At 68.5% G+C, this 10929-nt stretch carries 13 protein-coding genes, 1 tRNA gene and 1 pseudogene; 9 read left to right on the forward strand and 6 right to left on the reverse strand.

What is annotated here, in order from left to right; genetic code table 11:
- The 5 genes and pseudogenes from ACP99_RS18290 to ACP99_RS18310 all read left to right on the forward strand — a co-directional run.
- A pseudogene (locus tag ACP99_RS18290) lies at window positions 1-354 on the forward strand (hypothetical protein); the annotation flags it as partial.
- A 5-nt stretch (window positions 355-359) separates the two neighbouring features.
- Window positions 360-674, forward strand: coding sequence for a hypothetical protein (locus tag ACP99_RS18295; protein WP_049987959.1), 315 nt, complete (start codon window positions 360-362; stop codon window positions 672-674).
- Between the two features lie 122 nt (window positions 675-796).
- The gene (locus tag ACP99_RS18300; RefSeq protein ID WP_049987960.1) at window positions 797-1651 is read left to right on the forward strand and encodes a universal stress protein; all 855 of its coding nucleotides are present in this window, start codon (window positions 797-799) and stop codon (window positions 1649-1651) included.
- 78 nt (window positions 1652-1729) lie between these two features.
- Window positions 1730-2722, forward strand: a complete 993-nt coding sequence (locus ACP99_RS18305) for a class I SAM-dependent methyltransferase (protein ID WP_049987961.1) — start codon at window positions 1730-1732, stop codon at window positions 2720-2722.
- Between the two features lie 51 nt (window positions 2723-2773).
- Window positions 2774-2846: transfer RNA gene (locus tag ACP99_RS18310), tRNA-Thr, on the forward strand.
- Window positions 2847-3000: 154 nt separating this feature from the next.
- On the opposite strand, the gene ACP99_RS18315 is transcribed toward ACP99_RS18310, so the two are convergent.
- Both ACP99_RS18315 and ACP99_RS18320 read right to left on the reverse strand, forming a co-directional pair.
- Entirely contained in the window at window positions 3001-3600 is a 600-nt protein-coding gene (locus ACP99_RS18315) for a hypothetical protein (protein WP_049987962.1), read from the reverse strand.
- A 90-nt stretch (window positions 3601-3690) separates the two neighbouring features.
- Complete coding sequence (locus ACP99_RS18320; protein ID WP_049987963.1) at window positions 3691-3903, reverse strand: hypothetical protein; 213 nt, start codon at window positions 3901-3903, stop codon at window positions 3691-3693.
- Between the two features lie 140 nt (window positions 3904-4043).
- Between ACP99_RS18320 and ACP99_RS18325 the strand changes: the two genes are divergently transcribed.
- The 4 genes from ACP99_RS18325 to ACP99_RS18340 all read left to right on the forward strand — a co-directional run bounded on the left by ACP99_RS18325 (window position 4044) and on the right by ACP99_RS18340 (window position 6621).
- A complete protein-coding gene (locus ACP99_RS18325) occupies window positions 4044-4916 on the forward strand; it encodes a geranylgeranylglycerol-phosphate geranylgeranyltransferase (protein WP_049987964.1) in 873 nt (290 codons plus the stop codon).
- 190 nt (window positions 4917-5106) lie between these two features.
- Complete coding sequence (locus ACP99_RS18330; RefSeq protein WP_049987965.1) at window positions 5107-5718, forward strand: RAD55 family ATPase; 612 nt, start codon at window positions 5107-5109, stop codon at window positions 5716-5718.
- A 78-nt stretch (window positions 5719-5796) separates the two neighbouring features.
- Window positions 5797-6012, forward strand: coding sequence for a PLDc N-terminal domain-containing protein (locus tag ACP99_RS18335; RefSeq protein WP_049987966.1), 216 nt, complete (start codon window positions 5797-5799; stop codon window positions 6010-6012).
- Between the two features lie 180 nt (window positions 6013-6192).
- Window positions 6193-6621: a CoA-binding protein gene (locus ACP99_RS18340; protein ID WP_049987967.1), complete on the forward strand. Its 429-nt coding sequence runs from the start codon at window positions 6193-6195 to the stop codon at window positions 6619-6621.
- 54 nt (window positions 6622-6675) lie between these two features.
- Here the strand turns inward: ACP99_RS18340 and ACP99_RS18345 are convergent, their stop codons facing one another.
- From ACP99_RS18345 to ACP99_RS18360, 4 genes are all read right to left on the reverse strand, one after another.
- Window positions 6676-7011 carry a DUF5798 family protein gene (locus ACP99_RS18345; protein ID WP_049987968.1) on the reverse strand — a complete coding sequence of 112 codons (336 nt, stop codon included), beginning with the start codon at window positions 7009-7011 and terminating at the stop codon, window positions 6676-6678.
- Window positions 7012-7068: 57 nt separating this feature from the next.
- The gene (locus ACP99_RS18350) at window positions 7069-8172 is read right to left on the reverse strand and encodes an ABC transporter permease (RefSeq protein WP_049987969.1); all 1104 of its coding nucleotides are present in this window, start codon (window positions 8170-8172) and stop codon (window positions 7069-7071) included.
- Window positions 8165-9985 (reverse strand): ABC transporter permease, encoded by a 1821-nt coding sequence (locus ACP99_RS18355; RefSeq protein ID WP_049987970.1) that lies wholly within the window; start codon window positions 9983-9985, stop codon window positions 8165-8167. Before ACP99_RS18355 ends, ACP99_RS18350 begins: the two co-directional genes overlap by 8 nt.
- Window positions 9982-10929, reverse strand: a 948-nt coding sequence (locus ACP99_RS18360; RefSeq protein WP_081927585.1) for an ABC transporter ATP-binding protein, incomplete at its 5' end; no start/stop codon positions are given. The genes ACP99_RS18360 and ACP99_RS18355, both read right to left, overlap by 4 nt.

Genomic DNA, 10929 nt, shown 5'->3' on the forward strand with positions numbered 1-10929 from the left:
AACGACGCGCCGGCGCTCGCGGCCGCCGACGTCGGGATCGCGCTCGGCTCCGGGACCGACCTCGCCGGCAGCGCGGCCGACGCCGTGATCGTCGACCGCGGCCTCGAGGCGGTCCCCGACGTCTTCGCGGTCGCCCGCGGCACCCACCGGCGCATCCGTGAGAACCTCGGGTGGGCGTTCGTCTACAACCTCGTCGCCGTCCCGCTGGCGATCGCAGGCCTGCTCAATCCACTCTTGGCCGCGGTGGCGATGGGTGCCAGCAGCCTGCTGGTCGTCACCAACTCCTCGCGGCGGATCCTCGACCGGAGCGCCGAGTCGAGAGCTACAAGTTCCGAGCCCGCGACGGACGAGTAGGTTCGATGACGGGCGAAGGGCGACGCGGAGACGACGCCGAACCGAGCGCGGACGACCCCTACGACCTCGACCTCCCGACAGGCTGGTCGGCGCGGTGCCGTGACCGGGCGACGGTGTACGAGAACGACCGCGGCGACCACCGCGTGCGGATCGTCGAGTTCTCGAAGGGGCTGTCGCTGTACTGGTGGGTGGACGTCTTCGACGGTGACGGCGACGAGTGGGAACCGCGCGAGGTCGGCCTCGGCGAGAGTTACACCGACCCCGAGTCGGCCGCCGCCGCTGTCGAGGCGTACCTCGCGACCGCCGACGGCGGAAACTGAGGCGCGCCGGCTACGGCGGCGGTACCGGCCGAGCGAACGATCGACGCCGACGTGGGACCGGCCGACCGACGCCGACCGACGAGGAGTCGGATTTTTTCTCCCCCGCTCTCGAAGACACGCCCATGAGTCACGACACCGGAATCGAAGTCGGGCGCATCCTGGTGCCGATCGACGGGAGCGACGGCGCGTCGGCGGCGCTCGATCACGCGATCAGCGTCGCGGACGCCACCGACGCGGAGATCCTGCTCTTGGCCGTCGTCAACCCCTACGGGATGTCGAGCGTCACCGAGCGCACGGAGGTCGAGGCGGAACTCGAAGACGTCGTCACCGACGCCGCGGCGCGCGTACAGGACGCCGGCGTCGCCGTCAGCACCGCTATCGAGGCGGGATTCCCGCACGAGGAGATCCTGAACGCCGTCGAGGACCACTCGATCGATCTGATCGCGATGGGGACGCACGGGCGAAGCGGGTTCGAACGGTTCGTCATCGGCAGCGTCGCCGAGAAGATCGTCCGTCTCTCGCCCGTGCCGGTGCTCACGGTCCGAACGAAGGCGAGGGGCGAACGCCCCTACCGCGATATCGTCGTCCCGACGGACGGCAGCGACGCCGCGGTGCCCGCGGAGCGGTGGGGCGTCGACCTCGGTGCGGAGTTCGGAGCCGCCGTCCACGCGCTCTCTGTCGTTCCGGAGGGACCCGTCCGATCGAGCGAGACGCGCGCCGCCTACGAGGAGATCGCGCAGTCGGCCGTCGACCGCGTCGCGGCGCGGGGATCGGAGTTCGGCGTCGACGTCGAGGAGACGATCGAACACGGCGTCCCGCACCGCGAGATCATCGACCACTGCACGGGGATCGCCGCCGACCTCGTCGTGCTCGGGACCCACGGGCGTACGGGCGTCGAGCGGTTCATCCTGGGGAGCGTCGCCGAGAAGGTCGTCCGCCTCTCGGAGACGCCGGTGCTCGTCGTGCCGTCGAAGTGAGCGACGGGGATCGCCCGTGGCGAGAGGTACGCTGCGCCGAAACGTCACGCTTACTCGCGTCGCTCTCGACGCTCGGATATGAGCGTTCCCTGCGTCCGCGTGCCGACCGGCGAGGGCGAGGAGACCCGCACGGCGCTGGCCGAGCGCGACCTCGTCGATCAGACCCGCGAGATCACCGCCGACGACGGGACGCTCTACATCCCGGTCGTCGACCGGGCGGCCGTCGAATCGGAGTACGAGGTCGTCGAACGCGACGTTCCCGCGCGGGAAACGCAGACGACGCCCGCGGAGGTCCTCGGGTTCGAGCCCTCCTACGAGCGCCTCGGCGACGTGGTCATCCTCGACGAGGACGATCCCGAGCGCGCCCGGCGGATCGCTGATGCGATCGTCGAGTCGGACCTCCGCGCGCGGACGGTCGTCAACCGCGCCTCGAAAGTGAAGGGGGAACTCCGCGTCCGCGAGTGGGACGTCCTCGTCGGCGAGTCGACCGAGACGGTCCACCGCGAGTACGGCTACGAGTTCGCGCTCGACATCGCGTCCGTTTACTTCTCCCCGCGACTCGCGACCGAGCGCCACCGCGTGATCTCGCAGGTCGAGGCGGACGAGCGGGTGATCGATATGTTCGCGGGCGTCGGACCCTTCGCGGTCCCGATGGCCGGCCGCGGTGCCGAGGTCGTCGGCTGCGACCTCAACCCCGTCGCCGTCGAGTACCTCCGCGAGAACGCGCGCCGAAACGGCGTCGAGGACCGAGTGACCGCGATCGCCGGCGACGTCCGCGACCTCGCAGCCGAGTACGCCGGCTGGGCCGACCGACTGGTGATGAACCTCCCGCACAGCGCCGGCGACTTCCTCGACACGGCGGTCGAACTGGCCAGCGAGGAGTGCGTTCTCCACTACTACGACATCCAGCACGAGGACGACCCGTTCGGGCCGGGCGAGCGCGCGATCCGCGAGGCCGTCGCCGACAGCGACGCCGACTACGACGTGACCGTCGAGACCGAGCGCGTCGTGCGATCGTACGCCCCGCACGAGTACAACGTCTGTCTCGACGTCCGCCTGACGGCGCGCTGATTCGGAAGCCTTTTCTTAGTCATCGCAGTACGGACGAGTGCGTGTGACCGCGCCGGTGTAGCTCAGCTGGCAGAGCGATTCCTTCGTAAGGAATAGGCCGAGGGTTCAAATCCCTCCACCGGCTTTCTGCTGTGAACAACGTGAACAGCGAAAGCTGTCCAGGGATTTGAAGCAGGGAGCGAACGACAGTGAGCGACTGTGGTTCACAATCCCCTCCACCGGCTCTTTCTGCCGAACGAAGTGAGACTGAGGAGCGGAGTCTCGTCGTTTTACGTCCGCTAGACGCTCAAGTCGTCGCAGCCGTCTCGCCACGGGAGCACGCGTAGGGTCTCGACGTCGATCTTCGCGGACTGCTGGTTCGCACTCTCCCCGCGCGACATCGGCTTGAAATCACCGCCCTGCTCGACGTCGCAATCCTCGACGCTCGCCAACTCGAGTTCCGCCCAGCAATCGAGGAATTTGAGCGTGATGCGGACCGGGGCGTCGCGGACCAGGTCCCGCGCCTCCTCGATCTTCCGGTACGGGAACTTCGTGTACTTGTATCCGTTAATCGAACACGATCGCTGCTTGAACTCCCAGTAGTACAGGAGGTTCCCGTCGCCGTCGAACACCGTCCTGTCGATGTCGGCGGTCTGTCCCCGGTCTTCGTGGCTCGCTCCCCGCTCGCGCTCGACGTACACGTCGGCGTAGTCGGCCTCGTTCGCTTGGCCCTTCTGGACGGTCGAGAGCTTGCTCGACTCCCACCCGCGTTGCACGCCCGCCGAGACCACCGTCCGACCGCACGCGGTACAGTCTCCCAGTTCTTTCATTCCCTGATACGGCCCTTTCTCGGGGGTCGGAACCGACTCGTCCACCGAACCGCAGTACGGACAGATCATCGGTGCATCCTCGTCGACTCGTTTATATAAATAGTGACGTCAGATACTCGCGATCCACTCGGCCAACCGCGTCTCCGTGTGTCGGTTCGATCAGTCGACGTACCCCAGTTCACGGAGGGTGTCCAGGATCTCGGCGTCGGTCGCCGTCTCGTCGACGGCTTCGTCGAGGTCCACGTGACGCTGTCGGATGACTTCGAGGAGTTGGCGGGCGCTGTTGATCTTGTAGTGGGCTTCCGGATCGTCGGTGTCCCGCACGGCCCCCGCGAGCAACTCGTCGATCGTTTCGAGCGTGGTGTCTCCCATAGGGATCGTTGGACGTGTCGCTAAATAGGCCATTCGAAACGAGCCCGTTTGACGCCCGTACGCGGCGCGAGACGGGATCGGCGGACGCCGGCGGGCGACTCCGCGCCCTTTATTTTGCCGCCGCTGACAGAGGGAGACGAATGGTCACAGCCGAGTCGGACCGGACCGGGACGCTCCGCGGTCTCCTCGATCTGACGCGCCCCGGCAACGCCGTCGCCGCGGGGGTGCTCACGTTCACCGGCGCGTTCGTCGCGGCCGGTCTCGATTCGAGCGTCGTCGCCGTCGTCGCCAGCGTGGCCGCGACGGTGTTCGCGACCGCCGCCGGCAACGCGGTCAACGACTACTTCGATCGGGACATCGACCGGATCAACCGCCCGGACCGACCCATCCCTCGCGGCGCGGTCAGCGCTCGCGGGGCGGGCGCGTTCAGCGTCGCGCTGTTTCTCGGGGCTATCGTCGCCGCGCTGGCCCTGCCGCTCCTCGCGATCGCGATCGCGGTGGTGAACCTGCTGGCGCTGCTCGCCTACACGGAACTGTTCAAGGGGCTTCCCGGCGTCGGCAACGTCGTCGTCGCGTACCTGACGGGATCGACGTTCCTCTTCGGGGCCGCGGCGGTGGGGCAACTGACCGACGTCGCGGTGCTCGTGCTATTCGCTCTCGCCGCGTTGGCGACGCTGACCCGAGAGATCGTCAAGGACGTCGAGGATCTCGCTGGCGACCGCGAGGAGGGGCTCAGAACCCTCCCGATCGTCGTCGGCGAGGCCACCGCGTTGCGAGCGGGTGCCTTCGTGATGGCCGTCGCCGTCCTCGCGAGCGCCGCGCCGTACCTGATGAACGTCTTCGGCCTCGCGTACCTCGCGATCGTCGTCCCCGCCGACGGGGTGATGCTGTCGGCGGTCCGGCGGTCCTTTTCGGACCCCGCGACCGCACAGCGCCGGCTGAAACGGGGGATGTTCCTCGCGACCGCCGCCTTCGTCATCGGGCGTGCCGTCGACGTTCTCTGGGTCGCGTGAGTCCGGATCGGTAGCGGCTACGAGCATTGACCGCCGACAGTGTCGCGTCCGTCGGCCGAAATCCACTGAAGCAATCAAAAAGAATATTATCTGCACCTGTTATGGTTAGGTCGTCTAATGACTCCCGGCGAGTCGATCCATCGAACGCCCACTGCCTCTCTCGTAGCTGGCTCGACGCCGAGGACCCCTGATGTATGACCTCGGACCGGACCTCGACGTGGAGGTCCAACCCGGCACGAACATTCTGGTGAGCGGCCCGCCGCTGACTGGCAAGCGGTCGCTCTGTCTCGACATCCTCGCCTCGGGGACCGAACGCGGCGACGGCGCGATCGTCGTCACCACGAAGGACGGTGCCGACCGCGTGCTCGACGACTTCGGAAAGCGCGTCTCCTACGAGGACCGACCGGTGGCCGTCATCGACTGCGTCACGCGCCAGCAGGGCGTCGGCGACGTCCGCGACGACGAGCGAATCAAGTACGCCTCCTCGCCGGTCGACATGACCGGGATCGGGATCAAGCTCTCGGAGATCCTCCAGTCGTTCTATCAGGACCAGGGCATCGAGCGCAACCGCGTGATGTTGCACTCGCTGTCGACGCTCCTGATGTACGCCGATCTGCAGACGGTGTTCCGGTTCCTCCACGTGTTCACCGGACGGATCCAGAGCGTCGGGGGCCTCGGCGTCTTCGCCATCGACGCCAGCGCGCACGACGACCAGACGATGAACACCCTGAAACAGTTGTTCGACGGCATCGTGACCACCCGAGAGGACGGCGAGCCGACCGTTCGACTCGCGAGCGACTGAGCCGCGCCGGTCCCGGTGAGGGGTGCTCGACCGCGCGGAACCAGAAACTATTTTCCGCCCAGTTTCATCGGGGTGGATATGCCCTCCACCGTACTGCTACAAGGTGCCGTCGGCGCGATCGGCGTGTTGATCGGAATCCTCTTTCTCGTCGTCGGGATCGCGATGATCGTGTGGACGTACACCGACGCGAAGAAGAACAGCACGCATCCGGCGTTCCTCTGGGCGATTGTGGTCTTTCTCGCACCGCTTCTGGGACTCCTCCTGTACGTGCTGCTCGGCCGCAATGCGCGGTAGTCACCGACAGGTTCGATAGCGAGTGAGCAACGCCGTCGAACGACCGCGGACGCCGGAGCGCCGATGCGCGACGCAGCCGAAACTCAGCCGAGTGAGTTCGGTGACGAAGCCGTCTCGACGCGTGCATCTTCACCTCACGGTCGCGGCAGTGTTTTATTCCGCCCGTGCCTCGGTTCGAGTATGCCCGTTACCGACGACGACGGACTCAGCGCCGTATTGGACGCGGAGACGGTCGCCGTGGTCGGCTGTTCGACCACGGCCGGGAAGGCCGCCCACGACATCCCGGCGTACCTCCAGCGGAACGGCTACCGGATCGTCCCGGTGAACCCCTTCGCCGACGAGATCCTCGGCGAGACCGCCTACGACTCGCTGGCGGACGTGCCGGACGAAATCGAGATCGACGTCGTCGACGTCTTCCGGCCGAGCGAGGAGGCGGGCGACATCGTCGACGCCGCGATCGAACGCCACGAGGCGGTCGGCGACGTTCGTTCGGTGTGGCTCCAACTCGGGATCACCGACGACGCGGCCGGCGAGCGTGCCGAGGAGGCCGGGCTCGACTTCGTCCAGGACAAGTGTATGAAGGTCGAACACGCCCGGCTGGCCGGGTAGCGCTCGACACCGGATTTTCGTCCGCGCCTCCGGATCCGGCGGTCGGTCGGTCGGTTACGCCGAGTCGGACGTGGCGTCGTCGGTGCCGTCGCCGTCCTGCTTCGAGACCGCCTCCTCGGCGTCTGCCTCGGTCGCTTCTGACTCCGCTTCGATGATGTGCGCGTCGGCGGTGATGCTCTCGACGTCGATGCCCTCCTCCTCGGCGAGCGCCTCCAAGACCGCGCGCATCTCGGCGGTCTCGCGTTCGAGACGGTCGACGCGGTCTTTCGTCTCCCGCGTCGTCTCGCGCATCTCGATGACCTGATCGCGCAGTTCGTTCAGCCGCGTGTACACGTCTTCGGCCATCTCCGTCACTTTCTGGAGCTTCTTCGCCGTGCCTCCGAGTCCCATAGGTTCAGTTCGGACGCGGGGGTTTGTGTGCGTTCCGGCTTCGAGTGCCCTCGAAATTCACAGGTCGTCGGCGTCGAGACCGCCGACGAGTCGGCGGAGCGCACCGTAGACCACGACGCTGGCGACGACGACCGCGGCGACGGCGACGTAGTCGGCGCGACCGGCGCTGTCGATCGCGAGCCGAGCGGCGGCGGTGATCGGCCCGTTCGGAAGCAGGGTCGTCCCGCCGAAGACGAGGAGGACGCCGACGGAGTAGAGGAACTGCGCCGCCCGACGCTCGGGCGACAGCAGCGCCAGCGCCGCGCCGAGCCCGCAGATGAGCAGCGCGAGCGCGGCGACCAGCGCGAGCAGGGCCGGGACGTTCGCGACGCTGGTGCCGTTGAGTTCGAGCAGCCCGATCCACAGCGCCGCCTGCACGGGCGCGAGGCCGGCCGCCGTCAGGAGTTTGCCGTCGACGACGTCGGTCAGCGACAGCGGCGCGACGCGGAGCAGTTCGAGCGTCCCGCGTTCGATCTCCTCGGTGACCGAGTCGACGGCCACCGAGCCCGCGATGAAGACGGGCAAGAAGAGCAGCAGCGGGAGCAACACCGTGTATGTGAAGCCGAAGTACGGGCTCGACGACGCCTCCGGCGGCAGTTCGAGCGGCTGCGCGTCGAGATGCGCGGCGCGGTCGGTACGCTCCTGTCGCTCCAGCGAGCGGACGACGTCGCGCAGCTGGACGACGACGATCGTCGTCTGGACGTTCGAGTCGGGCGCGACGGCCCTGACGAACACCCGCTCGTCGCGCGTCTCCGCGATCACCACCGCGTCGATGCCGGTCGCCTCGTACTCGTGGAACGCCCGCATCGCCGTCTCCTCGGAGCGGTAGAACTGCGCGTCGACGCCGCGGACCTCCCTGGCGGCGTCGATCAGCTCCTCGGAGGCGTCGCCCGCGACGGCGACGTCGACCTCGTAGCCGTCGACCTGTCCCGGGTCGTAGAGGGAGACGAGGCCGACGACGAGGAACGACGAGAACGCGGCGATGAACAACTGCAACGCGAGCGCCAGCAGGATGGTCTTCTCCTTCCGCAGGCTGCCGAACTCCCGACGGGCGATCGTCAGCCGCGGGTCGGTGCCCCCGTCTCGAGGCGGTCGTCGCGGCGGCTTCTCGCTGTCACCCAAGGTAGGTCACCACCGTGAGGTTGTAGGCGGTGTGAACGAGCACGCTGACCACGAACGCCGCGCCGTACCACCGCAGGTCGCGCATCGCGCCGACCGCGGTGATCCCCGCGGTGACCACGTGGAGTGCGAGCGGCGCGAACAGCAACCCCGCGGCCGAAAGGACGCCGATCCCCGACGGCGCGAACGCGGCCTGCCCCAGCGCCAGTTCCGGGAGCCCGACCACCTGCGCCACCGCGGTGAACTTCTCGCCGACGAAGAACCCCAGCCCCGAGAGCGCGCCCAGCACGAGCGCGACGCGCGGGATCCGAGAGAACGTGTCGCTCTCGAAGGCGGCGTAGACGTGGAGGCTCTTGGCGACCTCCTCGACGAGCGCGACGACGAAGAGCAACAGCGGAATAGTCAGCGAGACTGGCAGCGCGAACAGCACCGCGATCGCGAGCAGTTCGGCGACGAAGACGAACGGGATCGACAGCCCCGAGAGGACGGCGACGTCGCGCGGTCGCGACACCCGCGCGTCGAGGGCGTCTAAGAGCTTCAGCGGGACCGCCCGCTGGGTGAACAGGTCCTCCTCGCGGTAGATGCCGATTCCGAGCAGGAACAGCACGCCCGCACAGAGGAGGAAGGGCGCGGTCGCGAACACGAACGCCCCCGGCGCGACCGACTCCAGCGGCTGGAGGTCGCGGACGACGAGCGTCAGCGGCGAGATGAGCGCGATCGGCGTCACGTTCGCGAAGATCGCCGGCACGAACGTGTACGCGGTCAGGAACACCGAGACGGTGACGGTGACGAAGGTGAGTTCCTTGAACGACCGGGCGAACATCGCCCCGGCGAACGTCGCCGCGAGAAAGAGCAGGGCGATCGGGAGCACCGCCGCGACCGAGACGAGGCTCCCGCCGACGCCGAGCGCGACGAGGGCGGTCACCGCGAGCATCGCCGCGAAGTACGGGAGGGTCTTCCCGGCGACGATGTCGCCCGGCGAGACGGGCGCGACCAGAAGCAGTTCCCCGCGGCGGTTGATCCGCTCGTTGAGCATCGTGCTGCCGTACGCCTGCACGACGAAGTTCATCGGCACCAGAAAGGCGAACGCGAGGACCAGCGAGCCGAACGGGAACGGCGGCTGGATGTCCGCCGGGGACCCGGAGCCTCCGCCGCTCAGCGGGTTGATCCCCGACAGCGCGGGGACCCCGAGCGCGCCGCCGGTCGATCCGGACGAGGCGGATCCGCCCTCCTCCTCGCCCGAAGCGGTTCCGTCGCCGTCGCCTCCGCTCGTTCCGTCGTCGCCCCCGCTCGTACCGAACCCGTCTCCCGCGTCTCCGTCATCCGCGAACGCGCCCTCGGGGAGCGACTCCGACCGCGGGACGTACTGCAGGACCGTCACCACCGGAAACGCCGCGGAGCCGTTCTCTTCGGCGCTCATCCGCTCGAAGTTGTAGCGCCGGACCGAGGAGCGGAACTCCGAGAGCGCGGCCTCCCCCTTCGGCGAGTTCGCGACGAGGACGCCGTCCTCGCGGACTAGGAGCTCCACGTCACCGTCACGGAGCGCGTCCGGGTCCGGTTCTCGCGCGTCGAGGGCGACGCTCCGCTCGACGGGTTCGTGATACGGGCTGTCGTTGGCGACGCCGACGCGGTAGATGTCGCGGTCGAGCGCGACGCCCCCCGCGAGGAGCCCGCCGCCGAGGACCGCGCCGACGAGGAGGAGCGCGAACACCCCCAGAACGGCCGTGCGCCTGTCGACGATCCCCGCCGACCGCGACACCTCCCAGCGGGCGATCCGACGGATCGCCGACAGGTGCTCGCGCGGCGACCGCTTCACCGCCGGTCGCTCCCGTCGGTCGTCGACTCGGGTGCCGCTCGCGCATCCCCCGCCGAGGGCGTGCCTCCGGCAGTCCCGTCGCCATCCCGTCCGTCGTCCTCACCGCGTTTGACCGGCTCTCTCCCCGCTCCGCGGGCCGCCGCGGGCGGCGTCTCGCCGGCGAGATCGAGGAAGATGTCTTCGAGGCTCTGCTCGCGCGTCCGGATGTCGACGACGTCGCCGCCGACGGCCTCTGCGCGAGTCCGAACGTCCTCGACGGCGTCCATCGTCGGCACCACGCTGCGATAGCGTTCGACTCCAGCCGCGTTGCCGTCCCCGTCGATCCCGTGGGCTCGTTCGTCGCGCACCGCGCCCTCGACGGCGACGTCGGTGAAGACGTGGTAGGTGGTCTCGCCGTGTTCCTCGCGGATCTCGGGGACGGTCCCCCGGGCGATGATCTCCCCGCGGTTCATAATCACGATCCGGTCGCAGACGCTCTCGACGTGATAGAGGTTGTGCGCGCTGAACACGACGGTCTTCCCGCGGTCGGCGAGTTCGCGGGTGAACTCCAGCACGTAGTTCGTCGTGAGCGGGTCCAGCCCCGACGCCGGCTCGTCGTAGATCAGGAGATCGGGGTCGTTGACGAGCGAGCGCGCGATCGCGACCTTCCGCTTCATCCCCTTGGACATATCGCCGAGGCGTCGCTCCCTGTGCTCCAGTTCGAGGCGGTCGAGCGTTCGCTCGGTTCGCTCCGTCGCCTCGGCCCGCGGGACGTCGTACAGGTCGGCGAAGAACTGCAGGTACGACCGCGGCGTCATATCCTCGTACAGCGGCGACTCCTCGGGGAGAAAGCCCAGATTCCGCCGCATCGCCGGGTCGCCGGCGTCGTACTCGCCGACCTCGGCGACCCCGGCGCTCGGGTCGACCAACCCCGCCAGCATCTTCAGCGTCGTCGTCTTCCCCGC

This window comes from Halobellus rufus (assembly GCF_000739575.1).
Lineage (GTDB): Archaea > Halobacteriota > Halobacteria > Halobacteriales > Haloferacaceae > Haloquadratum > Haloquadratum rufum.

What these genes read in the sequence shown, in the direction of transcription:
- ACP99_RS18295 (WP_049987959.1), top strand. Translation starts at nt 360, where the DNA reads ATGACGGGCGAAGGGCGACGCGGAGACGACGCCGAACCGAGCGCGGAC.
- ACP99_RS18300 (WP_049987960.1), top strand. Translation starts at nt 797, where the DNA reads ATGAGTCACGACACCGGAATCGAAGTCGGGCGCATCCTGGTGCCGATC.
- ACP99_RS18305 (WP_049987961.1), top strand. Translation starts at nt 1,730, where the DNA reads ATGAGCGTTCCCTGCGTCCGCGTGCCGACCGGCGAGGGCGAGGAGACC.
- ACP99_RS18315 (WP_049987962.1), bottom strand. Translation starts at nt 3,600, where the DNA reads ATGATCTGTCCGTACTGCGGTTCGGTGGACGAGTCGGTTCCGACCCCC.
- ACP99_RS18320 (WP_049987963.1), bottom strand. Translation starts at nt 3,903, where the DNA reads ATGGGAGACACCACGCTCGAAACGATCGACGAGTTGCTCGCGGGGGCC.
- ACP99_RS18325 (WP_049987964.1), top strand. Translation starts at nt 4,044, where the DNA reads ATGGTCACAGCCGAGTCGGACCGGACCGGGACGCTCCGCGGTCTCCTC.
- ACP99_RS18330 (WP_049987965.1), top strand. Translation starts at nt 5,107, where the DNA reads ATGTATGACCTCGGACCGGACCTCGACGTGGAGGTCCAACCCGGCACG.
- ACP99_RS18335 (WP_049987966.1), top strand. Translation starts at nt 5,797, where the DNA reads ATGCCCTCCACCGTACTGCTACAAGGTGCCGTCGGCGCGATCGGCGTG.
- ACP99_RS18340 (WP_049987967.1), top strand. Translation starts at nt 6,193, where the DNA reads ATGCCCGTTACCGACGACGACGGACTCAGCGCCGTATTGGACGCGGAG.
- ACP99_RS18345 (WP_049987968.1), bottom strand. Translation starts at nt 7,011, where the DNA reads ATGGGACTCGGAGGCACGGCGAAGAAGCTCCAGAAAGTGACGGAGATG.